Origin of the sequence: Novacetimonas hansenii JCM 7643 (assembly GCF_000964405.1) — a bacterium.
GTDB classification, from domain to species: Bacteria; Pseudomonadota; Alphaproteobacteria; order Acetobacterales; family Acetobacteraceae; genus Novacetimonas; species Novacetimonas hansenii.
The window spans coordinates 1-25,767 of record NZ_BANE01000120.1 but is presented as its reverse complement, the minus strand read 5'-3'; the positions used below and the strand labels follow the sequence as shown (position 1 = coordinate 25,767).

18 protein-coding genes are annotated in these 25,767 nt (G+C 58.3%); 7 read left to right on the top strand and 11 right to left on the bottom strand.

What is annotated here, in order from left to right:
- Positions 1 to 215 precede the first annotated feature (215 nt).
- Positions 216 to 1,169, top strand: a complete 954-nt coding sequence (msrP, locus tag B7G66_RS09290; protein ID WP_003621393.1) for a protein-methionine-sulfoxide reductase catalytic subunit MsrP — start codon at positions 216 to 218, stop codon at positions 1,167 to 1,169.
- 1 nt (position 1,170) lies between these two features.
- On the top strand, positions 1,171 to 1,818 hold the full coding sequence (gene msrQ, locus B7G66_RS09285; protein ID WP_003621392.1) for a protein-methionine-sulfoxide reductase heme-binding subunit MsrQ: 648 nt from the start codon (positions 1,171 to 1,173) through the stop codon (positions 1,816 to 1,818).
- A gap of 172 nt (positions 1,819 to 1,990) precedes the next feature.
- Here the strand turns inward: msrQ and B7G66_RS09280 are convergent, their stop codons facing one another.
- Positions 1,991 to 2,293, bottom strand: a complete 303-nt coding sequence (locus tag B7G66_RS09280) for a con-10 family general stress protein (protein ID WP_040512611.1) — start codon at positions 2,291 to 2,293, stop codon at positions 1,991 to 1,993.
- A 790-nt stretch (positions 2,294 to 3,083) separates the two neighbouring features.
- On the opposite strand from B7G66_RS09280, the gene B7G66_RS09275 reads away from it, so the two are divergent.
- Positions 3,084 to 3,992 (top strand): DMT family transporter, encoded by a 909-nt coding sequence (locus tag B7G66_RS09275; protein ID WP_003621390.1) that lies wholly within the window; start codon positions 3,084 to 3,086, stop codon positions 3,990 to 3,992.
- Positions 3,993 to 4,119: 127 nt separating this feature from the next.
- Here the strand turns inward: B7G66_RS09275 and B7G66_RS09270 are convergent, their stop codons facing one another.
- The 10 genes from B7G66_RS09270 to B7G66_RS09225 form a co-directional block, all read right to left on the bottom strand.
- Positions 4,120 to 4,857, bottom strand: coding sequence for a pirin family protein (locus B7G66_RS09270; protein WP_003621389.1), 738 nt, complete (start codon positions 4,855 to 4,857; stop codon positions 4,120 to 4,122).
- Positions 4,854 to 6,419, bottom strand: a complete 1,566-nt coding sequence (locus B7G66_RS09265; protein WP_040512607.1) for an efflux transporter outer membrane subunit — start codon at positions 6,417 to 6,419, stop codon at positions 4,854 to 4,856. Before B7G66_RS09265 ends, B7G66_RS09270 begins: the two co-directional genes overlap by 4 nt.
- A gap of 5 nt (positions 6,420 to 6,424) precedes the next feature.
- On the bottom strand, positions 6,425 to 7,501 hold the full coding sequence (locus B7G66_RS09260) for an HlyD family secretion protein (RefSeq protein ID WP_003621384.1): 1,077 nt from the start codon (positions 7,499 to 7,501) through the stop codon (positions 6,425 to 6,427).
- A gap of 18 nt (positions 7,502 to 7,519) precedes the next feature.
- The gene (locus B7G66_RS09255; RefSeq protein WP_048859131.1) at positions 7,520 to 9,169 is read right to left on the bottom strand and encodes an MFS transporter; all 1,650 of its coding nucleotides are present in this window, start codon (positions 9,167 to 9,169) and stop codon (positions 7,520 to 7,522) included.
- Positions 9,170 to 9,370: 201 nt separating this feature from the next.
- Positions 9,371 to 10,321, bottom strand: a complete 951-nt coding sequence (locus B7G66_RS09250) for a LysR family transcriptional regulator (protein WP_003621380.1) — start codon at positions 10,319 to 10,321, stop codon at positions 9,371 to 9,373.
- A gap of 69 nt (positions 10,322 to 10,390) precedes the next feature.
- Positions 10,391 to 11,629, bottom strand: coding sequence for an MFS transporter (locus tag B7G66_RS09245; RefSeq protein ID WP_040512604.1), 1,239 nt, complete (start codon positions 11,627 to 11,629; stop codon positions 10,391 to 10,393).
- A 392-nt stretch (positions 11,630 to 12,021) separates the two neighbouring features.
- Positions 12,022 to 13,572, bottom strand: coding sequence for a carbohydrate porin (locus B7G66_RS09240; RefSeq protein WP_003621376.1), 1,551 nt, complete (start codon positions 13,570 to 13,572; stop codon positions 12,022 to 12,024).
- 584 nt (positions 13,573 to 14,156) lie between these two features.
- Positions 14,157 to 16,448 (bottom strand): Ca2+-dependent phosphoinositide-specific phospholipase C, encoded by a 2,292-nt coding sequence (locus tag B7G66_RS09235; RefSeq protein WP_064478798.1) that lies wholly within the window; start codon positions 16,446 to 16,448, stop codon positions 14,157 to 14,159.
- The gene (locus B7G66_RS09230; protein ID WP_080937659.1) at positions 16,448 to 19,381 is read right to left on the bottom strand and encodes a TonB-dependent receptor; all 2,934 of its coding nucleotides are present in this window, start codon (positions 19,379 to 19,381) and stop codon (positions 16,448 to 16,450) included. The genes B7G66_RS09235 and B7G66_RS09230 overlap by 1 nt, the downstream gene beginning before the upstream one ends.
- A gap of 341 nt (positions 19,382 to 19,722) precedes the next feature.
- Positions 19,723 to 20,826, bottom strand: a complete 1,104-nt coding sequence (locus B7G66_RS09225; RefSeq protein WP_040510980.1) for a Gfo/Idh/MocA family oxidoreductase — start codon at positions 20,824 to 20,826, stop codon at positions 19,723 to 19,725.
- Between the two features lie 658 nt (positions 20,827 to 21,484).
- Here B7G66_RS09225 and B7G66_RS09220 point away from each other — a divergent pair.
- The 4 genes from B7G66_RS09220 to B7G66_RS09205 form a co-directional block, all read left to right on the top strand.
- A complete protein-coding gene (locus B7G66_RS09220) occupies positions 21,485 to 22,696 on the top strand; it encodes a glycoside hydrolase family 76 protein (RefSeq protein WP_225578735.1) in 1,212 nt (403 codons plus the stop codon).
- Positions 22,693 to 24,024: an extracellular solute-binding protein gene (locus B7G66_RS09215; protein WP_003621360.1), complete on the top strand. Its 1,332-nt coding sequence runs from the start codon at positions 22,693 to 22,695 to the stop codon at positions 24,022 to 24,024. Before B7G66_RS09220 ends, B7G66_RS09215 begins: the two co-directional genes overlap by 4 nt.
- Positions 24,021 to 24,893 carry a sugar phosphate isomerase/epimerase family protein gene (locus B7G66_RS09210; protein ID WP_003621358.1) on the top strand — a complete coding sequence of 291 codons (873 nt, stop codon included), beginning with the start codon at positions 24,021 to 24,023 and terminating at the stop codon, positions 24,891 to 24,893. Before B7G66_RS09215 ends, B7G66_RS09210 begins: the two co-directional genes overlap by 4 nt.
- The coding region (locus tag B7G66_RS09205) for an ROK family protein (protein WP_048859127.1) at positions 24,890 to 25,767 on the top strand (878 nt) is incomplete at its 3' end. The genes B7G66_RS09210 and B7G66_RS09205, both read left to right, overlap by 4 nt.

The window sequence follows — 25,767 nt, the reverse complement described above, 5'->3', positions numbered from 1 at the left end:
ATTATAAAGGTTTTTGGTGAAGCTTTTTCCAAAAAGCTTCAGAAAACGCCGCCTTTTTGAAAAAAGGCGACACCCAGAAACTTTTCTTATTTTTTTCAAACACTCTCTTATATGATGGACCCACGCCCCACGGATTGTTCCCTTGCCCTGTGCATGGACAATGCCCAATATGGTCGTTCCCCCTTTCGGGGCCTCCCACCGGGAAAGAGGCATACATGGCACGCTGGTCCTATCCCCATCCCCGCCCCAGCGAAATCACGCCACACGCGGCATGGATGAACCGCCGTCATTTCATGGCTGCTGCCTCGCTGGCCGCCGTTGCCGCGCCGTTCAGCCATACAGGCCCCGCCATGGCGGCGGCCCTGCGGACACAGCCCGGCCCGTTTCAGGCCACCGACAGGCCAACGTCGCTGGAAGACATCACGCATTACAATAATTTCTATGAATTCGGGATGGGGAAGGCCGATCCTTCCGCTTATGGTGCCGGCTTCCAGCCACGCCCATGGACCCTGTCGGTCGAAGGACTGGTGGCGCATCCCCGCATATGGGACATCGACCAGTTAATGGCCACGATGACGCTGGAAGAGCGGTTATACCGCATGCGCTGCGTGGAGGCATGGTCCATGGTCATCCCATGGGACGGCTTTGCGCTGGCGACGTTGCTCAAACAGGCAGAGCCATTGGGCAGCGCCCGCTATGTCGCGTTTGAGTCCGTCGTCCGCCCCCAACAGATGCCCGGACAGCGCGCCGTCCTTGACACCCTGCCATGGCCGTATGTGGAGGGATTGCGGCTGGATGAGGCGATGCATCCCCTCACCTTCCTTGCGGTGGGGCTGTATGGGCAGACATTGCCCAACCAGAACGGCGCGCCGGTGCGATTGGTGGTGCCCTGGAAATACGGGTTCAAGGGGATCAAGTCGATCACGCGCATCCGGCTGGTGGAACAGATGCCCCCCACGACATGGAACCGCATGGACCCCACGGAATACGGGTTCTTTGCCAACGTCAATCCCGACGTTGACCACCCAAGATGGAGCCAGGCGACAGAACGCGTCATCGGCGCCAGTGGCTTTTTTGGGGGCGGCCGGAAAAAAACATTGATGTTCAACGGATATGGCGAACAGGTCGCCGGATTGTATGGACAGATGAACCTGCGGGCACAGTTCTGACATGCCCTATATCAGCGGCCCGCCACGTCATCGGACCGTCATGCCATGGCGGTTTGAAACATGGGTTATCACGCTGCTTGGCCTGATGCCGGCGGCCCTGTATTTCTGGTACGGCGCGCATGACCAGTTGGGGGCGGACCCGGTCAACGTCTTTGAACGCTGGCTGGGGCTGTGGGCCGTACGTTTCCTGCTGGTGACACTGTGCATCACCCCCCTGCGCGAGGTCAGCGGATACAGCCTGCTGCGCTATCGCCGGACGTTCGGGCTGCTGGTTTTCTGGTATGCGTGCATGCATGTGGCGGTCTATGTCGCACTGGACCAGCAATTCGACATGGCCGTGCTGTGGCGCGACATCACGCACCGTCCCTTCCTGATGATCGGGGCAGGCGCGTTCACATTGCTGGTGCCGCTGGCGCTGACATCAAATACATGGTCAATACGCACATTGGGCCGCCGGTGGCGGGGGCTGCATCGCCTGACCTATGGCGTGGCGATCCTTGCCGCTGTGCATTTCCTGATGGCGTTCAAGACCTATACCCCCACCAGTGTCGGTTATGCCGCCGCACTGGGTCTACTGGTGCTGTGGCGCGGCAGGCAGGTTACACGCATGCGAATGGCATCCGGCCGGGGCGATATGACACAACCATAGAAATGTTTTCACCATTTCATTTTTACGAATACGATGAATGTTCAGGATTCCTGAAATATCTTCCTCTATGAAATTTCCATAAATTTTCAAACATCCTGTGTTTTATTTGTTTTTTACCCAAACCCTACAATAAAACGGGACCCATTGCGGGTCCCGTCTTTTCAGGTGGCGTTCATGTCTTGTCGTGGCTGTGCAGACCGCCCTTCCTGCCGGCGTCGGCCGCACGTTGCGGGTCATTGGCAAAGTTGCCCGAACTCTGCTGTCCACCCTTATGGCCGGCCTCTGCCGCACGTCTGGGGGCGTTGGCAAGATGTCCCGGACTGTGCCGCCCTCCTTTATGGCCCGCCCCCGATGCCTGTTTGGGATCATTGGCGAAATTACCGGGCATGTCTGGCGTACCACCCCCGCCGTGACGGTCCGCCGGGGCCATGGTGTACATGCCGACATTGGGGCTGTGATATATGTGATGGGTCATGGTCATCTCCTCCTGAGAGTACAGCGACACACGGGAATCCCTGTTTCCCCCATTGCGTGCGCAAACCCGCATTGGGAATGCAATCCCCCAAGGACCGCTGTGGACGACTCAACGATGTTCCATGATAGCGGTTCCTGGGTTCAAAAAATAATCATGTAATAAAAATTATCATTATAAGTTCAAAAATAAATAAATTCCGTATGAATTACAGTGAATATTTTCAATAAAATTCATATTTAATATAAATATTTCTATCATTATGTTCAACGCAGTATCAGAAATATTTTGACATGGAAAACATCCCGCAACACCGTGAAAGCTTTTTTGAAAAACCCTTTGTAATATAGTAAAATATCTGGATAATTTTTCCTGAGAGATTGCTTGAAAACAGGCCCTTGATAAACAATAGAAAAAGATTTTTGGCGTTGCCTTTCGATCGAAAAAGGCGACGTCTTTCGAAGATTTTTGAAAAAATCTTCACCAAAAACTTTTATTATTTCACGATCTTATCAGATTTACTTTTTTCAAACAGTCTCTAAACAACCTTCCGAAGACATCGCAGAAAAGTTTTTCATTATTACGTCTCAACAGGCTGCCCGCACATTCCCTCTTTTCAAGGATTGGCGCGCCGCTGCGACGCAAAACCTTGGTGCGACCTCCGGCACTTTACTTTCGATTACGAAACATTGTGCCTGCATCAGCAATCATTCATAAAATCTTCATGCCACCCGACTGCACGAAACCGCCATCATGGGTGGGCGGGACGCCATGGTATGTGTATAGACGGCGCATGCAGCACGTAACCCCGACCACCCGCCCCACTTCATTCCCGCTTTCACGGCAGGAAGCCGCATTGATCGGTGTCACCGTGATCTGGGGCACGACGTTCCTGATCGTGCATCTGGCGATGCGGTCGTGCGGCCCGCTGTTCTTTGTCGCACTCCGCTTCCTTGCCGCCGGGGGGGCAAGCCTGCTGGTTTTCCATAAATGCATGCGTGCCCTCACCATGCGTGAACTGGGCGCGGGGATTGCAATCGGCATCAGCATCTTCCTGGGTTACAGCCTGCAGACCTATGGCCTGCAAAGCATCACCAGCAGCCAGTCCGCATTCATCACCGCAATGTACGTGCCCATGGTGCCGGTGCTGCAATGGGTCGTGCTGCATCGCATGCCGCATCTGATGAACTGGGTCGGCATTGCCCTTGCCTTTGGCGGGCTTCTCCTGCTGGCGGGACCGGATGCCGGTGGCGGGGCCTTCAGCCGGGGCGAGGCGGCAACCCTGCTGGGAACCGTGGCGATCGCAAGCGAGATCATCCTTATCAGCCGGTTTGCGGCCCAGGTGGACAGCAGGCGTGTCACGGTGGTGCAGCTTCTGGTGGCGGGGATACTGGCCTTTGCCACAATGCCCCTGGGGGGTGAGGCAATCCCCGGCTTTTCATGGGTCTGGCTGGTCTGTAGCGGGGGACTGGGTATTGCCAGCGCCCTGATCCAGTTGACGATGAACTGGGCACAGAAGGCCATTTCACCCACACGCGCCACCGTCATCTATGCGGGGGAGCCTGTCTGGGCCGGTATCATTGGGCGTATCGCGGGTGAACGCCTGCCCCCTCTTGCCCTGCTGGGCGCATTGTTCATCATCGCCGGGGTGATCGTGGGCGAACTGCGGCCACGTGGCAGCAAGGCAGTAAACGACGGATAGGCATCCCTGGGATAAAGAACGGCGAAGAGATCCGGGAAAAGCATCCGCGGACATATCTTTCGGCACCATTGGGGCAATGTTGCCATGAACCTTCCATTGATAACCTTCAGTGGCGTTCGTAGGCCGCTTATTCCCCGATATCGGCCAGCATGACATACGCCGCCGTGCTGGCAGTAAGCTTGATCCCCGTGCAGGCCCTGACCGCTGCCGCATCCCCCGCATCAAGTGCGCGCCCATCGACCGCCACCGCCCCCGACACCACCAGAAGATACAGCGCCCGCCCCGGCACGGTCGCATAAACCGCGCTGTCACCCGCACGCACTGTGGCATCCAGCAGCCGCGCACTTGCCCGGATGGTCAACGGGGCGCCATCGGTAATATCGGATTCCGCCTCCGGGTCATCTTCGGGAAAGCCGGAGGCGAGGATACGAAAACCACCATCTTCGCGCATGGGGCAGGCGGTGCGCACGTCCACAACCGGGCTGCCACCTTCATCATCAGGCAGGAACCAGAACTGGATGAACCCGCCACCGGCCGCACCCGCCCGCCATGCAGGGCCATTGACCCCGTCACCGGCGCCAAGTGCCTGCACGCTGCCCGGTGGCAGGGTGGAGGATACGAAACCGGGGCCGGAAAAATACAGCTCCTGCGCCCCTGTCCATGTCAGGATCTCGGTATTTTCCTCTGCCCCCAGCGCAAAGGTCGCGCCCGGCGCCATGGTTGCGACATTAACCACGCGCAACCGCCCCCAATGCACCCGCCCCGCATCCCCGCAGGTACGAAAGGCAAAGTGACAGCGTAATGTCACCCCGGCATCATGCAGGCATCCGGCCATCCCGGCCTTGCGCACCTCGATCATCATCATTTCCCCGTGCTGGTGGCCTGTGTCGCATGGCCGTGCCTGGCTGGTGGCAAGGGAAAGGCCGTCTCCCACCCGCCACCCAGCGCACGGTAAAGTCGTGCAACCGATGTGGAAACATGCGTCGTCGCCTGCACCAGTTCGCTTTGCGTCGCCAGCAGGGCATTTTGCATCGTCAGCACATTCAGGAAGTCCGACGCCCCCTGCACATACTGCGCCTGCGCCGTATCGACCGCGATCTGGTTTTCCGCCACGGCCTCGGCCAACCGGTCACGCTGGCCCTGGGCTGCGGAAAAATCGGCCATCGCATCGTCAACTTCCTGCCATGCCTTCAGGATGGTCCGCTGCAACATGATGGCCGCTTCCTTCTGCTGCGCCCTGCGCAGGCGCAACTGCCCCGTCAGGCGGCCGCCCTCGAAAATAGGGAAGGTCGCGGTCGGGCCAAAACCATATTGCCGCGACGCCCACGACCCCAGCCCACTGAATTGCAACGCCTGTACATCAAGGCTGCCTGACAGGGTGACACGGGGGAAAAAATCCGCCACGGCCACGCCGATATTGGCGGTGGCGGCATGCAGCCGTTCTTCGGCCATGCGGATGTCCGGCCTGCGATCGACCAGTTCCGAAGGCAGGCCCACCGGCACCGAATCAGGCACCGGCGGAATGGCGGCCGGCGCGCCCAACAGTGCCGTCAGTGCGCCCGGTTCGCGCGCGACAAGGAAACTGAGCGCATTCAGCAGATGGATTTCCTGGCTTTTCAACACCGGCAGGTGTGATTCGAACGTGTGAAGCTGTCCCGTGGAATCAGCCACATCCAGCCGCGTCGCCGCACCCTGGGCATAACGCTGCGTCGTCAGGTCCACACTATGTTTCGCGATGTCGATATTATGTTCGACAATCGCGATCCGCGCCTGCACCCCGCGCAATTCGATATAATCCTGCGCCGTTTCCGCCATCAGCGACACCAGCACATCGCGGCGCATATCCTCGGTCGCATGCATGGCGGCGGTCGCGGCCTCCACCTGTCGGCGGACATGGCCCCAGAAATCCACTTCCCACGATGCATTCATGCCATATTGCGGCAGGTTGAACGACGGATTGCCCACACGGCCGGGCAAGGCGGTGGGGCCAAACCCCTGCGTCCCACTGGCAATGGTGCCCGCGCCCTGCTGTTCCATCACACCCAGCAGGCCAAGCACGCCATTCGTGCTGGCACGTTCGCGGGCATAGGATGCGTTGGCCTGCGCATGGGGGAACTGTGCCGCGCTGGCGATCCTGCGTTCGGCCATGCTCTGCGCAAAGCGGTAGGCGGCGGCACGCAGGTCAAGATTGGCCCGCACGACCTCCGCCTCCAGCGCATTCAGGGTGGGATCATGAAAGATCGACCACCACCGCGCATCCATGCCGGTCTCGGCCACCGCGCTTTGCGCGGGGGGCATGCTCTGGTGCCAGTCGTGGGGGGCGATGTTGCGTGGCTTGTGATAATCCGGCCCCACCGCGCATCCCGCAAGCGCCAGCAGCGCAATGCCACCCGACAGGCGCGCACGCACCCTACAAAGACGGGTCATGAGATTCACTGCCATATGTACCGCTCGTCATGCGCATGTATCCCATCGGGGGCGGAGGCGGTGTTGATCCGTGCTTCCACCGACATGCCGACACGGACCATCGCCGCAAGTGGCTGCCCGGGATCAAAGACCAGCTTGACCGGGATACGTTGTACCACCTTGGTAAAATTGCCGGTGGCGTTATCGGGCTGGATCGGGGCGAAGGCGACGCCCGTGGCGGGGGCAAGACTGTCGACATGCGCGTGGAGCGGGCGTCCGGGGAAGGTATCGACCCAGATGGTCGCCGCCTGTCCGGTACGCACATGCGTCAACTGTGTTTCCTGGAAATTGGCCAGAACATAGGCCGCCTGCGTCGGCACCACCGCCAGCAGCCCCGTGCCCGGATGGACATAGGCCCCCACACGCACGCCACGTTCGCCCACCACCCCCTCCACCGGGGCAGGAATGGTGCAGTACGACAGGTTCAGCGTGGCCTGATGCAGCGCCCCATTCGCCCGCAGCAGATTACCCTGCGCGCGCTGCACCTGCGCCTGCAGGACGGACACCTGCCCCACCGCTGCGTCCACCGCCGCCTGATCGCGCGCCACGGTGGCCTCTGCCTCGCTCTGTCGCGCGTCGGACGACTGGCGCTGTTCCACCGTGCCCGCACCGCCCACCGACAGGTTGCGGTACCGCGCCGCGTTCTGGCGCGCGAATACCAACGCCGCCTGGTCGGCCATGACCGCCGCCCGCGCACCCGCGATGACCGCCTGCTGCCGGCCAAGTTCGGCGTCCAGGTTCGCGACCTCTCCCTGTGCCGCCGCGACATTGCCGCGTGCGACCTCCAGCGCCGCGCGGTAATCGTCATCCTCGATATGGGCCAGCTCCTCGCCAGGGCGGACATGTTCGTTATCCTGCGCCACCACGCGGTCGATACGGCCTGCAACCTTGGGCGCTACGGTCGTGAAATCGGCGGTGACATAGGCATCGTTGGTATATTCATCCACACCGTTGCCATTGACGAGGCGCGTGCCGACATATGCCCCACACGCCAGCACAATGGCCGTCGCACCGGAAATGAGAAGGGGTTTCGTATAGATCATGGCCTGTTCCTGTCATGCCTATCCGGCATGTTGCGATGGAGATGGGGCACGGGGGGGATAGACACGGCGCGGCAGGAGCAGGTTCATCACCGCATAGCCAAGGCACGCCCAGACCAGCAGGAAATAGATATCCACCAACGCCAGCACGAGCGCCTGTTCATGGACATAGGTATGGAACACCTGCAATATGTTGGCCGCCACATGCCCGCCATCTGGCGACGTGGCCGAAAGCTGCCCCGCAATCGGGTCGCCCTGCCCCGACAGGGAAGTCGCATGGGCGCCATGATGGTCAAGCAGCATGGTGGAGTGGTACTGTTCACGCCGCCGCGACAATGTGGAAAACAGGGCGAAGGCCACCGCGTTCGCCAGCCCCTTGAGCAGGTTGACCATGCCGGAGATGAACGGCCCGTCCGCAGGCCCCAGCGCCATTGTCGAAAGCATCAGCGTGGGAATGACGGTCATCGGCTGTCCAAAGACCTGAAGGATCTGGATGGGATAGAAATTGTCACGCACCCAGTCCACCGTCAGCCACGTGCCCAGCCAGCTTGCCAGCGCAAGGCACAGCATCCCCCCCGAAAGGATATAGCGGCAGTCCACCTTGCGACTGTTGCAGATCGCGGCAATCAGCGGCAGCATCAGCAGTTGCGGCAGGGCAACCACCAGTGAAATCGGCGCAGCCTGCACCGGACGGTAGCCGCGCACCGCCTCCAGATACGTGACCGGCACATCCGTCATCAACGCACAGATCGCAAGAATACCGATCAGCGACAGAAGGGATGCCTGGATATTGCGGCTCTGCCAGTACTGGATCTTGAAATAGGGGCTGGGGTGAAAGGCCTCGTTCACCACAAAGACGACAAAGGCCGCCCCACCCCAGAAAGCAAGGTCCGTAATCACGGGGGAGCGGAACCAGTCCAGCCGGTCCCCCTGGTACAGCACGGTCACAAGCGCGCAGATCGCGGGCAACCCCATCAGCAGGCCGAGCCAGTTGAATTTTTCAAACCGTTCAAGGTGCATGGGATCACGCGGCAGGCCATAGGCCATCATCACGCTCGCCACCGCCGCCATGGGCACGATTTCCCAGTACAGCCACCGCCAGCCCATATCCTCGAACCAGAATGCCTCTAGCGGGACACCAAGGTTGGGGCCGAAGGTGGCGCTCATGGCATATCCGGCGATACCAAAGACCCGGATCTGTGGCGGCAGATATTTCAACATGACCGTCATCAGCACCGGCGGCAGGCATCCCCCCGCCAGCCCCTGTGCCGCGCGCAGGATGCACAACGACGTCACATCGGGCATGAACGGTGCGGGAATGGACAGCAGCGCCATCGTCGCGGTCATGAATATGGAAAAGCGATAGATGGAAAACGACATGTAAAACCAGGGCGTAAACGCCATGGCCGCAATATTGAACGCCTCGTAGATGGAGATCACCCACGTACCTTCATCGTGGCCGATATGCATCGCACCACGGATGTCCGACAGCCCGATTTCGGTTACATGTTCATTAAAACCCGCGACATGCACCGCAAGCAGCATGCCAAGACAGCCCACAACCGTACGCATGCCAAACGGCGGGATATAGGACGGCAGGGGTGGGGCGGCATGCACGACAGGCGTGCCATTGCCCGGCACGGTATCCCCCGATGGGGTATCCCCCGGCATGACAGGTGCGCCAGGCAGGGACACGGCGGGCATGGGCAGCACGGACATCGGCCCATGGCCCGCGCCCTTGGAAAATTGTCCGGCTGGTCCTGCGGATAATTCTTCGGGCGATCCCGTGACGGTGGTGGATGGCATGAAGACCTCGCATTGATCGCGGGGTCAATCTATGGGCGGGACTTGGATAAATAAATTGCAATTGCCTCACTCGTTGAGTGCGTCTGGTGCATCTGACACGGGGTGTCCATTTTTCATTTTCAGGCATAATTCGCGCACCGTGCGCCGCAACCACCGATGCAGCGCATCCTTGTCATTGCGCGGATGCCACGCCTGCAACCCCGTCAGCGGCGGCGTATGGAACGGCAGTTCGAATGCCCGCAGGCCGATTTCACGGTGGGGCAGGGTCTCGATCACGATATCAGGCATCAGCATGATCAGGTCATAACCACGCAATGTCTCAATCATCGTGAAAAATGTTGGTACAATCAGCACAATCCGACGCGTAAGCCCACGCGCCGCCAGCATCTCGTCGATTGCGCCGCTATAGCGTTCCTGACGCGAAATGCTGATCTGGTCGAACTGCACAAAGCGTTCAAGCGTCACGGGCTGTTGGAAAATCGGATGGGCCTTGCGCGCGAAACCACGAAAACCGGTTGTAAACAGGCTTTGTGTACGGATTTCCGGCTTGAATGGCAGGGGCGCGCCGATAAACAGGTCGGCATGGCGTTCACGCAGGCTGAGGCTGACATCATCATGGCGGTCATGGGAAATGAAACGCAAGGTGACGCCGGGACACTCATTACGTAATCGTTCCAGAAGGGCCGCCCCCAGCGCACCAAGAAACAGATCATCGGCCTGTATGGTAAAAACCGGGCTGATGCGCGACAGGTCCAGATGCGCGTCATTGCGAAACAGGCCGGTCGCCTGCGCCACGACGGCATGCACCTGCTGTTGCAGTTCCAGCGCGCGTGGCGTGGGTGTCATGCGACGCCCGGCCTGCACGAAAATCGGGTCGTCAAACGCCACGCGAATGCGTGACAGGGTGCGGCTCATGGCTGGGGGGCTGAGGTTCATGCGCCGCGCGGCAGCGGCGACGCTGCCTTCCTCAAGCAGCACATCCAGCGCCACAAGCAGGTTCAGGTCACGATGGTGCATGCAATCCCTTCCGCAAAACCGCGGGCCACCCCATCATGGCGGGCGCGACAGCCCGGCGCGCGACGGCCCCTACATCACCGCACGATGCCGCCGCGCGTTAAGCAGGGTCAAGACCAGCACCACCAGCGCCCCCCCACCCACCGTGAACATCAGCGCAGGCGCAAGCCCCGTGCCAAGGAAAGAGGCAATGCCCGTCTGCAACAGCGCATTGCTTGCCGCGATCAGGTTTCCGCATTGATAGGCAAGGCCGGGAAACGTCGCACGCACCGATGGCGGGGACAGTTCGCTGAGGTAGGCGGGCACAACGCCCCACGCGCCCTGGATGCAGAACTGTATGCATACCGCCCCCACCGTCAGCCATGCCACCGATTGCGGCAGCGTCCACAGCGCCAGCAGTGGCAACGTCAGCGCAACAGCCAACGCGATGCTGTACTGTCGCCCGATACGTTGCGACAGGATGCCAAAGAACATCCCACCCGCGATGGCGGCAATATTGTACAGCACAACAATCAGCGTAATGGAGGGGTGGGGCAATCCGCGTTCCAGCCCAAGGAAGATTTTGGGATACAGATCCTGTGAACCATGGCTCATGAAATTGAAGGCCGCCATCAGCGTCACGGCAAACACGCACAGCGCGAAATGACCCCGGATGACAGGCCACAGGCCCTCAGCCTGCGTCGCATCCGCATGGCCCGCGCGCTGCCGTGCCAGCCATTGCGGGCTTTCGGGCACACGCGCCCAGATATACAGCGCGGAAAACAACGCCCCACCGCCCAGCACGAACAGCCCCCGCCACCCCATGACCGGCAGCAAAAGAAACGCAAGCGAGGCCAGCAGATAGCCCGCCGGATAGCCCGCCTGCAGGATGCCCGACGCCATGCCCCGCCATGAGGCCGGGACGCTTTCCATAATCAGAGAAGTACCAACCCCCCATTCCCCACCCAGGGCGATCCCGAAAAGTGCACGCAGGCACAGAAACGTCGCAAGCGTCGGGGCAAAGGCCGACATGACCTCGATCAGGGAATAGACCATGATCGTGGTGATCATCACGGGCTTGCGCCCGTACCGATCCGCCGCGCGCCCGCATATGAACGCCCCGATGGGCCGGGTCAGCAGTGTCAGCGTCGGGGCAAGCAGCACACTTTCGAGCGAAACATGAAAGCTGCGTGCAACATCATCAAGTGTGAAAAGGACAATGAAGAAATCACACGCATCAAGCATCCATGCCAAAAGCGAGGCAGCCACCACATGACGGGCCGTGGCGATTCCCCCATCACCCAAGCCCCCCGTGATGGCCGGGCCGTCCATATTATTCTTCGTATCCATACCCTGTACCATCACCTTGTACCATCCATATTTTCTGACCGGGACTGTGCCATGCCCTGAGGGGGGCAACCATGCGTCGGGGTCTTCACGAAGGGGCGACCGCCTGAACGATTACGTGACCGGCAAACGATACAGTCACAGGATGGTAACCGGCAATTCCACAATAGATATTTTTTCAAAAAAAACTTTTTATATTAAAGATTTTTTGAAAATATTCCCAAACCTTCCTTCATGACCGTAAAGCTGTCGCCTGAAAGGTCAGGTCCAGTCATTTTCTAAAAATAAATATTTCCGGTAAATATTTTTCCCAAAAACTTTCGAAAAATACTGAATATTTCCATGTTTTTTGTCGATTTATTATCGCAGGCAGCCTGCTAAAGGTTGGCAATGACCTTCAGTCCAACCAGCATGGCGTTGGGAATAACCGAGGTTTCGCCAGGACGCATCATATATTCAAACTCCGGCGTCACCACCAGACCGGGCGTGACGGGAATGCCGTAATATGCCTCCAACACAGCGGAATGGGTCTGCGGTCCATTGACATATGCCCCCATCGGCAGGCCCGCTGCCTGACGCAGGCTCTGGCCATAGGTCAGGCGTGAACTCATCTGGTAATAGGAATACATTACGCCAAAACGGTCATAGGGCCTGTGCGGGATCAGCCCCAGCAGGGAAGCGCCAAAATAGAACTCGTCCGAAAAGGTCGAAATACTTGGTGTATTATGAATATATCCCGCCAACAGATAGCCACCAGCCATCTGATGCTCGCCATGCTTGCGATACACCATCTGGTCCGCCTCGATATAGAATGTATCGCGCGGCTTTTCCTTATGCGCGTGAATATACGCCCGATAGGCCGCCGGAATCGCGCCGATCAGGTCGGGATAGGGTGACGTATCATGACCAAAGCCGAATTTGTAATGGCCCGGCAGATTGCGTGCGCCGAAAAATGGCTCCCATGTCAGCTCAACCGGTGTCTGGACCCCGGTGGTGGTTTCACTCCCCCAGGCCCAGCCGGTATTGTCCTGCACCTTTGGCCCGATCTTGTAGATCCCGGTCCGTAATGTCAGGTCGCGCGTCGGGCGAAACCGCACGGTCCCGCCCCATGATGTCTTGGGATAGACACTCCACCCCGGTGGTTCACGGATGGCCATCGGCGCGGAACACTGCATCATGAAGGTACACAACAATACTGACGTGCCATAGGTATGGGTCAGCGCGATGCGACCGACATTGATGTTGATGCGGTGATGCAGGAAGGATTTTTCGACATACAGGTCCGCCAGACGCGCTGCCGCCGGACCATGGATGCTCCAGACCTCGGTCAGCAGGACATTGCGTTCACCGACATGGTCCCACCCCACCTGCCGCCCCTCACGGTTCATGACGATGCCGTGCAGGAACCAGCCATCAAGCCCGATCAGCCTGCCAAGGTCGAACAACATGCTGACACGCAGGTCATGCACGTAATCAATCCCTTTGGACAGGCCACCGCCCACATTGGCCATGCTCTCGCCCTTGTAGGTCAGTTCGAACGTAAATCCGCGATTGCTCAACCACTCCCGCCATGGCCTGATCTGGGGCACGAGGTTCCCAAAGGACTGTTCCGCAACAAAATACCCCGCACTAAGGTCGCTTTTGCGCAGGGCGTCGTCATTATGGCTCAATAATGCCGAAATACTTTCGGTATTGAACAACGCATCCAGCCGTTCTTCCGCGATGGGCCGCTTGACCTTCCTGGGCGGTGCCGCGGGTGCGGATATATTTGGTATCGTGGGCTGCGTCACGATGGCTGAAGGCGTGACGCGGCGCACGGGTTCCGCCCCATGACCCGCAACGGTCCAGCCATGACAGGCCAGACCCCACGCCACGAGCCAAAAGGGGAATAGCCGCCCGCCGATCCCACGAAAATAAACACGCAACATAGGCATGGTAATATCGCACGCAATACAGGGAGTCCCGTCCATCGCCATGAACGGGCATTACCCCTGACAGGTCAGGGAAACCGGCCATGCGGACCGACAGGACGGGCCGCCTGACATATGCCGCATCCTTTCCCAACAGGAATGGATTCGACTTAAAATTATGATGTAAATTTCATTTTTTACGTTTTCTTTTTATTATTATTTTTGGTGGCCCACCGTATGAAATATGGGCGCCCTTTTCAACTCCCTAAATTTCACAACACTGTATGCGTGGGCAACCGCAGGTAACACCTGTGGAGATGCGCCAAAAGCCCGCAGGGGCGCAGCCCATGCCAGATGAGGGGGACCCTGCCCCCCTACATCCACACCCGTGGGTCGATGGTCCCCTTTGCACCGCATCGTCATTACCGCAGCATACACGTGTACGACCCACAGACCCCGACATCTGAACCTGACAGACGGGACAGCAGAGGGGTTACGCGTCCCACCACATCAATGAGGCGTCAGGATGCGGGTTTGATACATCCCATATTCATCTTGATTCATCACATAAAATCATCAAAGTCCGGCTTAGACACTCCTGATCACTCTATGTGTGTTCTAGAAGAAGGACTGTCCTGTACTGGTTCAGCCTGAAATATGGTGCGTAATTCATCAAGTGTACATAGTCCCGCTTTTCCCGTACAGCCCGGTACGACAGGGAAGCTGACCGAAGGCATGGCGCTTTCAGGATGTGTGCGCAGATCTTCGGGTCTTTGGGATTGAAAGAAAACACGAATATTGGTCCTGCCGGTGTCATTCCCATAAACGGCAAACCCGAGTGCTGAGCCAACAGGAATTTCATCTGCAGCGTACCCTGGCGCACGTATATGGGTGTCCATCAGGCCAAGCAGCGGAGCAATGGTATCGTCATGGCCTACATACAACCGCAACCCCACCCCAGATTCGTCAGACAGGTCACGCAGCAGATATCGGCGCAAATCGCGTGATTGCGGTTCAGCAATGGCAGGTGGTCGCACAATCGTATCGAGCATCGTGGCATGAAGCACGGAGAGTTGGCCAAGCAGATCTGCATCAACCCGTATTTTACCGTCAGGAATCTCCGGCTTACCATCCAGGTACGCCAGCATCAAAGCTTCAGCTATCGAAGATCCCTCGCGAATTGAACCGGACAGATTCAAGCCGTGATTGGATGCATTGGGTTCGACATGAGCCGGCGTAGTGATAAAATTACATAGACCGTTATTGCAACGAACCAGTTGGCCAAGAATATGCAGCACGTCTTGATGCGATGCAAAAGCCTGGGCCGCATCCGGTAGCTGCGGTACGATCGCACGCATGTCGAAGCGGTCGGGATCGGCATCGAGGGGTGAAAAAATCGGATCATGCACCCCTGGTGCAAGATGCATGATTGTAACTGCACAGGCAGGGGCAAAACCATTAGCAAAGGCCTGCGCGCTGGAGATCGTGCGTGGTTCCGAATTGGCGTGGACCGTCAGTATGCCAGGTGCAGGACAGCCTTGGGCTGGAACGACGCCATTTTCATCCAGCCACTGACGCGCAAAGCGCCCATTCGCCCGCATACCGGCAGCACCATGTGGCGTCAGGTCTCCTCCGGCGACCTCCCATCGCGGCCATCCGCCAGCCGGGGATGCGGTCTTTGGTTCCTGACCCGAAAGAGCAGAACGTATCCCATGGCGCATGACCATGATGACCCGTTGCAGATGCAGGCCATCGCGGAACGTGGGATCAATCAGACGTGAGACACAATCTGATGGCGCACTGACAGGATTGCAGCGTACCGGACCACCCGCAGGAAAACCGACACGATATCCGCTCCAGGACGCAGGCTCACCATCAGGGAAATCCGTACTGACAATCTGCGCCCCACTGGCCAGCATTACATCGCGTCGCACGGTATCGCCACTGCGTGCTTCGACCGTGTTGACATCAGCACGTGTGCGCACCAACAGATGGCGACGAACAAGTGTCGTGACCTGACTGGCCGGTCCGTCATTGAGTTCCGTAAAGGCAGCATCAGATGCGTCGGGGGGCGCATTGGTAAATGCAACACGCCCCATCAGGGCTGCATGCCCCTTGAGATAGGGAAGACTGTTACTGCGTTGGTCAAGCAAGAAGACGACCCTACCGCGACTACCCGCCAGGGTCGGCCACCCATGTGCTGCTATAGCGGTTGCAAGTGTCGGTTCATGCCCGCGGACATCATCAGGTGTCAGCAGTTCATCCGGTGCAAAGACGGAACGTATTGTACTGTCGAGCATATCGAACATCAGGGGAGTGAAACGTTCAACTGGTGTGGCGCCTGGAATATCATTTGACTGTTCAATCTCCAGGATTACGAAAACCGGAACATGGCCGGGGTGGGCACGCGACCAGTCGTGAATTTCCTGCAGACATGCCTTGAATGGCTGACAGTTTGCATGTTGGTCAATATCAGGAATATGCATGACCTTGAAACCGGGCTGCCGCATAAGCGCGGCCTCATTCGGGAGCAGGGGCCATTTCTCTTCCGGGTGACCAGGACGGTGCGGGTTAGCAAACCGGCCACCGTGGCTATCGGCATAGACATCCAGTTCAAGCTGGCGCACGCCAAGGTCAAGTTGTGTCGCAAGCGAGGGATGAGCATATTCAAGCAACTGCGCAAGATCGGGCGCACTCTGACGCACCTGCGCAAGAATGCCGGGGTTAACCCCGGCATGGTAGCTGTTGTGTGATCCGATCACCTGCAACTGGTCCAGCCGCAGGGATGTTGGATTGGAAGAAGGGGTAGCCCATGCCATACCGGCTACCGTCACAAAGGACGCAGCCAGCATGGTAATGTACCAGCAGTAGGAACGCATGAGGAATATCTTCATCAGAACTGCCCGGACAGCCCGACGAGATACATCCTCCCCGTCTGCACGAAGGCACCATTGGCCGAACCATCATAGGCAAGGTAGGTCTTTTTCTTGCCCATTGTTTCCCAATATGCCGGCGTATTGAGCAGGTTCTGCATCGCCAGCGTCCCGGTCAGGCCCCAGCCGAATTTGTATTTCACACTGAGATCAAGGCGTCGCGTTGGCTGCAGATAAAAGTCCGGCAGCGACGAGTTCACGCTAAGCAACTGTGTGCCGGTATAATTGTAGTTCAAGTCGAAATGTACCGGACCACGGTTATAGAAAACGCCAACATTATACATCAGCGATGGTGCACGCGGCAGCGCAGTGTCGGGATGCCCAGTAACGTTGCTTTTGGCGTTTGAATGCTGGAGCGTAACATTGCCGTTCACACCAAAGCCGCTCAGCCAGCGGGGCAGAAAATACAAGGGCTGCTGAGCATTGAGTTCAATTCCTTCGAGTATGGCGCTCCCCCCATTCATGGGCATTTGATATTCTGTACCATTGTTCGTATAGGCATTGGTGGGCACATTCCCGCCCAGCGTTGCACTGTTCGATGTGCCTGATACGGATGTGAAGATAAATTTCTGGATCTGCTTATAATAAAGCGACGCAGAAAGCACGCCGGAATGGCGGTTGTAAAGTTCACCTGACAGATCAAAGACATTAGCAGTGGTCGGGCGCAGATTCGGATTGGGCTGCGATACGGAAATAACGCGATTGGTCAATGAATCCAGCGTAAGCGAGGTTGCGCCATTAATGAGCCCGAATGCCGGACGGGTCAGTGAACGACGGACAGAGAAACGTAGGACGCTGTAGTCGGTAGGACGATAATTGATGTTAAGGTAGGGCAGCGGCATGCCATAAGACTGCCGTACCTTGATGAATTCGCCCGTTGCATCATCGCCGTTTGACTTCCAGTGCGACCCATCAAAATCCGTATATTCATAACGGAATCCAGGATGGATATCGACCGGCCCTGCCTGCAAGTTCAACTCCACAAAACCTGCGTAGATCCGCTCTGAACCACGACTTGTATTCGCGTTCCAGTCGTTTTTTGTATAATTTCCGGCGCCGTTCGGATCATTCTGGTATTTGTAAGGGACAGTTGTATTTTTAACCCAGTCACGATCAAGCAGACGGAAATCACCTGCGGCTCCACTGAATGCATTTACATTCCGGCCTGGAATATTCCCGATAACTGGTCCTGCTGCATTATTATAAGCCCAATTTTCACCACCGAAAAATGGCCCATCATACACGAAATTGTTGTCATCGTGGAAATACGGATGGCGCCAAGCCTCACGCTGTGTATCACTAATTTTGAAACCAAATACAACGGATTTCAGGATATCGGAATGGAAGCGATAGGCAGCATCCGCGTGTATCCCAAACATGTCCGCCGTACTCTGGGAGTCACGCCCCTGTGTTTTCCAAAAACGATCAGTATTCTGATTATAAAGCTGTGACATCGCAGCAGATGATGCCATCAGGCGCGGAAGTGTCGTATTTGCGACATCAGACATAAAGGGGCCAGTAACGGTCGTGTTGCCATACATGCTGGCCTCGACCTGATTTGGGCTGGACTGTACGCCATAACTATTGAACACATCGTAATTGATGGTCCAGTCATCGGTGCGTGTAATCCCACCCAGTTTCTGTGTCGTCAGTAATTGTGCCGAATCATCAGTTTCGAAATACTGCCCACGCGTTGCATCCGCAGACTGATATATGCCGTTGGCGTTATAGCTGGGATCCGCGCCGCGCAACGACACCTGATTATCGTTCATCTGAACATTATATTGTCCATACGTACCCAGAAAATAGACTTCCTGGTTATCGCCTTTGTAATTGAGCGACAGCGAACCGCCATACCGTTTGATGGCACTTGAAAAAAGATCGTATTTCAACTGCTGTGTCGAAAGCTGCGACGCCTGATTCAGGCTGGTCACTCCTGCTTGTGACAGCAGGGTAGGGGCGTAAGCCGTATTTGGAGAAACTGCATCAGCCAGAACGTTTTTTGATGAATAATATCCGGTCGCATAAATGCCAAATTGTCCGTCCTTGCCAAAGCGTCGGGCGAATTCCACTTGTGCTGTACCACCCAGATCCTGCGTACCGATCTGTGCAGCCTTGTCATTCAACTGCCCCTGCAGAGTAACTTTCTGGTAAGGACCGGAAAAATCAAAGGCCGTCGGGGTACGGATATCAATGGCACCACCAATGGCATCCCCATCCATGTCAGCAGTCGTACTTTTTGAGACCTTGATCGAAGTAATACCATATGGCGCGAGCATATCGAATGAAATCGCACGTGTGGAAGGATCAGCCGGGGCAATACGCTCGCCGTTTAATGTGTAGGCATTATAGCTGGAATCAAGGCCACGGATCGTCATATACTGTGACTCACCCGTCGCCGCTTGCCCCCCACCCATGTCGCTATAGGCAGATACGCCTGGCAGGCGGGTTAGGATATCCGACAGGTTCGTCTCCGGCGCACGCTCAAGCTGTTCACGTGACATGACGCTTGCCACACCAACACTGCGGCGCTGTTCATCAAGGGCAGCAGCTTCCGTTCCGCTATGTACTGCCCTGACATTGATTCTTTCCGTCTGCCCCGGGGTGAGATTGCCTGCAGTGGCCGTTGCCACGCCAACGGGAACGGAAAGGCCGGACTGTCGTTCCGTTTTTTTATGGTGGGTCCTGACCCTGTCTTGCGGCACCTGTGCCATTGCAGGCGCCACGACCCCAAGGGTCGTCAATGGGATCAGATATTTCGTCAAGGCTTTTCTAAACGATATCATCGAATGGGCCTCTTGAAGGAAAAGATGCGTCATGCTCAGGTTGTATGAAGCTTCTGTTTGGACAAATAATGTCCGGTCTTTCGGGTTCGAATGCTCTGATTCATGCATGTCCAAAAGAAATCATGACTGACCCTTCGCCCCGAACGACTTGATGAATTACTTGTTTCCGTAAGACATCCCTACGACCTGCCTTGAGATGCCGACTGGCTGCAGGAACTGAGTATCCGGGATATGGAACATATACTTGGTGACGAACTGAGTATGTATCTGGGCTATGGGAAGAAACAGTCTGCGCCACCAAAGCAATCGAACCGGCGTAATGGCACTCTTACACTGTAAAAAGCCACAATGGCGCCGACTGGGATTGGACACGGGATTTTCTCCGCATTTACGTGCAGACACAGGATTTTTTCAAAATCCCTGTGCCTGCACAGACGTTCAATGGATGATTACCGCCCCGGTGGGGCGGCAGGATTTGCTTTGGCTGCGACCATGATTTCACGACAAAGGGCAAGGTCATGGGCGGCATCCGGGAATGCATCGGCAAGGGGTGCGCCATTGAGCACCGCCGCGTGAAACGCAATCAGTTCAGCCTGGAACGGGTCCTGGTAATAGGGGCCGAATTCTGTAACCGTGTTGTCTGTACCAACGGTTTCATGGAAGATGACACGACCGGGCAGGTTGCGGATATATGGCGTATCATAACGCAGTTCCATGCGTTGCGTATCACCAATGACCTCCAGCGAGGAATCGAAACGCGCGACATCGTCAATCAGGCATTCATACGATGCGATAAAGGTTCCGTAATCAAACCAGATATTGATTTCGGTTCCCGACGCGCCGATATGCGCCGCGATGACCCGGTGCGGCCGCCCAAGCAACACACGCATCGCAGAAAACGCATGGATGCCAAGACCCGTCAGAACTTCATATCCCCGCAGCAGGTGCGCAGGCGCATCGGTGCCACAGACCGACATGATCGCGTCATGACGCGCCTGCCGTCCCGATGACAGCAGATCAGGTGGAATGTCACCATCCGGCACGGCAACCTGTGCCCATGAATCAAAGAACCATGGTCCTTCGCAGATGATGTCACGCACCCGCACATGACGTATTTTCCTGAACGTTGGCAGCAGGGACTGCGCTTTTGTGAACGCCGGGGCATAACAGCGCATGTAGCCAACCATGCCCACCCTGTCCGATGCCTCGAAATCCTTTTGCAGGCGCGCAAACTGCGTATCCGTCAGGCAGGCCGGTTTTTCGAGGAAGACATGCAGTCCCGCCGCAAATGCCGCACGTGCATGTTCTTCATGGAACTGATCGGGGCTGAGGATCATGACCGCATCAAGCGCGGGATCAGCCAGGAAAGCTTCCACCGAAGTATACGTACGCGGGATTGACCAATGCGCGGCAACCCGGGCCACCACGGTGGGGGACGGATCATAAAGCGACACGACGTCAAAACGGTCCGACAATTGATGAAAGATGGGAAGGTGAATGAGCTGCGCCACTTCTCCTGCGCCCAACAATCCCACAGAAAGCCGTCTTGTCATGATGCCTGCCCCTTCGCGGCCACTTAATTTCCTTAAATTGATTTATTTGAAGAGACCGCCATTTCGCAACGGGAGTTTCATGAAACTATGATGACAGTCAGGCCGACATCCCATGGTTGCAGCCCCGCCGGCACCCTGGCCGCCATTGCGCCTTCATCCCCGTGTCCATACGGACAAACCGGAAAATTTATTGGAACAGTTCTAATAAATTTCATCATATTTTCGCAAAATATTCATTTTACGGCCCATAGGGGAAACAGGCATATTCATTTGGATGGAACCTGACGCAACGGCCTTGTACATGCCCGCCCGCCCCCGGCGTGGGCATCTATATCGCAATGCCTGCCCGGTCACTGGCACAAAACCATGGGCGCAACAGGAGACGGTCATGAAATCCCGTCTTTCCTCCCTCTCTCCCCCAATATAATCTTAATTATGTACTTAATATCCTTGGGAATCGAGCAATCGGGACGTGATGACGGGGAAATACACGGTTTTCCGCCCTTCAAACCCCTCAGGATTCGTTTCGTCCCCATTCGAAACCCATATGCAGATTCGTCATATAGGAAAATGAATGCCGCCAATGACGATAAAAACAGTCTTGTCTGATTTATTCCATTGTGAGTATTAAATGCGCACGGGATCAACAGGATATGTGATGCTCTTTCGCCCCTTGCCGACCGCGCCACCCCGGACATACGCACCCTGTCGCGGCACATCCCCCTTGCATGCACCTTCGTCCCACGCGTCTGTCCATGTGGGGGGACACCGGGGTCGGGTCGGACGCGCCGTGGCGGCAGGGGCGATACTGGCCGCCATGCTCCTGATGTCACCTGTGGCGCGGGCGCGGGATGGGGAATCGGGGAATGGGGAACTGCACCGCGCACGTCAGGCGTTGGGGGAACTCTCAACATCCTATTGGGATGCCGCCCGCGCGGACTGGCGTAACATCCATGCCTGGCAAAGATTCGTCATCATCAGCACACTCAGTGACTATGAACACCTCTCCAACGACCGGGGGTTCCACGCCACGGCGATGCAGGCGCTGGCAAACCGGCGGGGGCTGGACGGCAATGATGATGACCTGTGGGTGGCACAGGCGGATCTGGACATGGCGCGCCTTACCCATATGCCGGCCCTGCTGAGCGATGCACGACGCATTTTCGACATGGTGGCGCACCAGTACTGGGATGCACACTGCCGCGGGGGCGTGTGGTGGGACCATGCCCGGACCTACAAGAACGCCATTACCAACGAACTTTTCCTTGCCACCGCCCTGCGGTTGTACCAGCAGACGCATGACACCACCTATCGCGACTGGGCCAGCAAAAGCTGGGCATGGCTGCGTGACAGCGGCCTGATCAATGCCGCGGGCCTTGTCAATGACGGCCTTGATGCGCACTGCGCCAACAATGGTGGCCCGGCCTACAGCTATAATCAGGGCGTGATCCTCGATGCGCTGGCAGACCTTCCGGCGCTGCGCCATGACCCGCAGGACATGGCGATGGCGGCCCGGATCGCCACCGCTGCGATCGCGGCATCACGCGGCCCGGACGACACCTTTCACGAGGCGCGCGAACCCATGGACATGGATGCATGGATTTTCCGGGGGATTTTCGTGCGTGCGCTCGGCCATCTCGTGCCTGCCCTGCCTGATGGGCCGGAACGCACCACGCTTGCGACATGGCTGATGGAGGAAGGCAACCATGTCTGGGCGACGCGCCGGCCATCCGCGCGTTTCAGCGCGACATGGGCGCCGGGCACGCCGTTCGTGCCTGGCGCGCAGGCCCAGCTTACGGCGGCGGCGCTGTTCCTTGCGACGGTGCAGGACCGCAATGGCACGGATGACACGAAAGCCCACACACAGTGAGGGTCCACCACCTTGCCGCCCTGCCACTGGCATGGATGCTGTTCTGCCCCCCTGCCACCGCGGCGGGCGACAGCCTGACCGTCCTGTGTGCCTCCAGCGGGACGGAACAGGCCCTGTGCCATCATGCGGTTGATGGCTGGTCACGCATGACCGGCACCACGGTCCGTGTCCTCCCCCTTCCCTCGGACTGGGGCGCTGTCCTGCCGCTCTACCGGCAGTTCCTGTCGGCACGGACATCGGTTGCGGATGTGCTTGTGCTGGACGGTACATGGATCGGGGCACTTTCGCCGCTGCTGCTCGATATTCCGCCCGCAGCCGAAGACGCGCGCACACTGCCCCACCCGTTCACCGTGGGGAAACGGCACGTGGCGCTGGCGTGGTATCGCGATATCGGGCTGCTTTTCTACCGTCGCGACCTGCTTGAACACTATGGCCTTGCGGTTCCCACGCGCTGGGATGACCTGCAACGCACCGCCGCCGCGATACAGGATGCGCAACGGCGCGCGGGGAACGCGGCGATGTGGGGGTATGTATGGCAGGGGCGTACGGGCGAAAGCCTTGTCTGCAACGCGCTTGAATGGTTCGGCGCCAATGGGGATGCTCTGGTATCCACCGACGGTACAGTCCATGCTGATACCCCAGCCATGCGCCGGGGCCTTGGCCGCGCCGCCGGATGGGTGGGAACCATCTCCCCCCCTGGCGTGCTGACCTATGACGAGGAAGCCGCGCGTGGCGCCTTTCAGTCCGGGCATGCCGTCTTCATGCGCAACTGGGTCTATGCGTGGGCGCTGCTGAACGACCCGCAAAGCCCGGTTGCGGGCAAGGTGGGCGTGGCGACCCTGCCGCGCGCGGATGGTGCGGGGGATGCCCCGGATCATGCCCCGGATAATGCAACGGGCGTGGACGGTACCGTCTATCTCGGCATTGCGCGCAATTCGGCGCATCCCATACAGGCGCTATCCCTGCTGCGTTACCTGACCAGCGAGGAGGTTGAGCGTCATCAGGCCGTGGCGGGGGCTTATATCCCGGCGCGCATGACGCTGCTGGATGATCCCTCCATCATGGGCGCGATCCCGATCCTGCGCACCCTCCGCCCTGCCCTCGACTCGCCGATCCTGCGCCCCATCGCCGCGACAGGCATCGACTATCCCCGCGTTTCATGGATCGCGGCCAACCAGTTCCAGCAGGCCCTGCGTGGCGTCACGACGCCTGCCGACGCACTGGGGGCGCTGGCATCCGCACTGGGCGGGCTTTCACAACTGGGCCGGTGGGACAGCGCCAACCGACCGACCCTTCCTTCATCGACCATACAGGACCACACACCATGACCATCCGGATCGCAACCGCCCCCGACGCATGGGGGGTCTGGTACGCCAACGACCCACGCCAGACACCTTGGGAACGCTACCTTGACGAGGTCGCGGCCGCTGGTTACGCGTGGACGGAACTCGGCCCATGGGGCTACCTCCCGACAGACCGGGCGCACCTGCTTGATGCGCTGTCCACACGCGGGCTTGGCCTGTGTGGCGCGGCGCTGGTCCATCCCCTCCTTGTGCCCAACGCGCTTGAAACACTGCGCGAACGGATGCGCCCCATATGCGAGACGATGGCCGCCACCGGCACGCCATGGGTGTTGCTGATGGATGATTCCGATACCTATCCCACGCCGGCGGCGCGTATCGCCACGGCGCAGGGATGGGGACACATGATGCATGTCATCACCACGATCGCACGTGAAATCCGCGAAGAATACGGGCTGAACCTGCTGTTTCACCCCCATGTCGGCACCGCCGTAGAAACCGAGGCCGAGATCCTGCGCCTGCTTTCGGACACACCTGCGGAATATGTCGGCCTGTGCTTCGATTTTGGCCACCATGCCTATGCCGGTGCGGATGCGCTGGCCTTCATGCGCCAGCACGCGGCACGCATCCCATATTACCATTTCAAGAACATGGATGGTGAGATCCATGCAAAGGCCATGGCTGAAAGCACACCGTTCATGGAAGTTTTCCAAAATGGCGTGATGTGCGAACTTGACCGTGGTGTCATGGATTTTTCCAAGGTGGTTGAATTCCTGCGCGAACGCGGCTTTGACGGTTTCGCCGTGGTGGAACAGGACATGTACCCCTGCCCCCCTGACAAGCCGCTGCCCGTGGCGCGCCACAACCGCGATGTGCTCAGGCGGCTTGGCCTGTGAAAAACCGGGGTCCCCACCGCAGCATCATCGGCATTGATGTCGGGGCGACAAAAATCGCGGCGGGCCTTGTGGATCTCGCCAGCGGCGATGTCCGCTCGCTGATGCGCATCGCGACGCGGCGTCAGGGGGCGCCATGCGAGATTGTCAATGACATCGCAACCATTGCCGCCGCCGTGCTGAAAACAACCCTCGACGATGTGCTTGACCCGCTGGCGGTGGGCATCGCCGTGCCTGAACTGGTCGATATTTCGGGACATATCCGCAGCACATGGAACTTCCCGCTGCCGGATCTTGTCGCGATGGTCACTGAACGCACGCGCCTGCCGCTCCGGGTGGAAAGCGACGTGCGCGCCGCAGCCTTTGCCGAGGCCCGCTTTGGCGCGGGGCGGGCATGTGACAATTTCGCCTATTTCTCGCTTGGCTCTGGCACCAGCTATACGCTGTGCCTCAACGGGCGTCCCTATACGGGGGCGCATGGGTTCGCCATCCATTTCGCCAGTTCCGACCTTGCCATTCCGACGGCGGACCGCGGGGGGCTGAGCATCGCCACACCAGAGGATTTCGCATCAGGCCTGGGGATGGAGCGGCTGTGGATGGAACGGGGCGGCCCCGCGCTGGGGGACGGTGTGCAGGCGCTGGAAACGCTTGCGGCATCGGGCGACCCGCGCGCACGTGGCGTGATCGAGGACGCGGCCAGCATCGCAGGCCGCCTGATCGCGCAGAGCGTGAACATGCTCGATCCCGAAAAAATCGTGCTGGGCGGGGGCTTGGGCTGTTCGGAGGGGCTGTACCGCCACAGGCTGGAGGAACATATCCGCGCCAACATCTGGGAACGTTCCTGCGCGGACCTGCCGATTGTCATGGCGGGGCTGGG

Coding starts and splice junctions, on each gene's coding strand:
- B7G66_RS09265 (WP_040512607.1), bottom strand. CDS start 6,419: ATGACCCGTCTTTGTAGGGTGCGTGCGCGCCTGTCGGGTGGCATTGCG.
- B7G66_RS09260 (WP_003621384.1), bottom strand. CDS start 7,501: ATGATCTATACGAAACCCCTTCTCATTTCCGGTGCGACGGCCATTGTG.
- B7G66_RS09275 (WP_003621390.1), top strand. CDS start 3,084: ATGCAGCACGTAACCCCGACCACCCGCCCCACTTCATTCCCGCTTTCA.
- msrP (WP_003621393.1), top strand. CDS start 216: ATGGCACGCTGGTCCTATCCCCATCCCCGCCCCAGCGAAATCACGCCA.
- B7G66_RS09230 (WP_080937659.1), bottom strand. CDS start 19,381: ATGCATGAATCAGAGCATTCGAACCCGAAAGACCGGACATTATTTGTC.
- B7G66_RS09280 (WP_040512611.1), bottom strand. CDS start 2,293: ATGACCCATCACATATATCACAGCCCCAATGTCGGCATGTACACCATG.
- B7G66_RS09225 (WP_040510980.1), bottom strand. CDS start 20,826: ATGACAAGACGGCTTTCTGTGGGATTGTTGGGCGCAGGAGAAGTGGCG.
- msrQ (WP_003621392.1), top strand. CDS start 1,171: ATGCCCTATATCAGCGGCCCGCCACGTCATCGGACCGTCATGCCATGG.
- B7G66_RS09235 (WP_064478798.1), bottom strand. CDS start 16,448: ATGAAGATATTCCTCATGCGTTCCTACTGCTGGTACATTACCATGCTG.
- B7G66_RS09250 (WP_003621380.1), bottom strand. CDS start 10,321: ATGCACCATCGTGACCTGAACCTGCTTGTGGCGCTGGATGTGCTGCTT.
- B7G66_RS09220 (WP_225578735.1), top strand. CDS start 21,485: ATGCTCTTTCGCCCCTTGCCGACCGCGCCACCCCGGACATACGCACCC.
- B7G66_RS09270 (WP_003621389.1), bottom strand. CDS start 4,857: ATGATGATGATCGAGGTGCGCAAGGCCGGGATGGCCGGATGCCTGCAT.
- B7G66_RS09245 (WP_040512604.1), bottom strand. CDS start 11,629: ATGGACGGCCCGGCCATCACGGGGGGCTTGGGTGATGGGGGAATCGCC.
- B7G66_RS09240 (WP_003621376.1), bottom strand. CDS start 13,572: ATGTTGCGTGTTTATTTTCGTGGGATCGGCGGGCGGCTATTCCCCTTT.
- B7G66_RS09210 (WP_003621358.1), top strand. CDS start 24,021: ATGACCATCCGGATCGCAACCGCCCCCGACGCATGGGGGGTCTGGTAC.
- B7G66_RS09255 (WP_048859131.1), bottom strand. CDS start 9,169: ATGCCGGGGGATACCCCATCGGGGGATACCGTGCCGGGCAATGGCACG.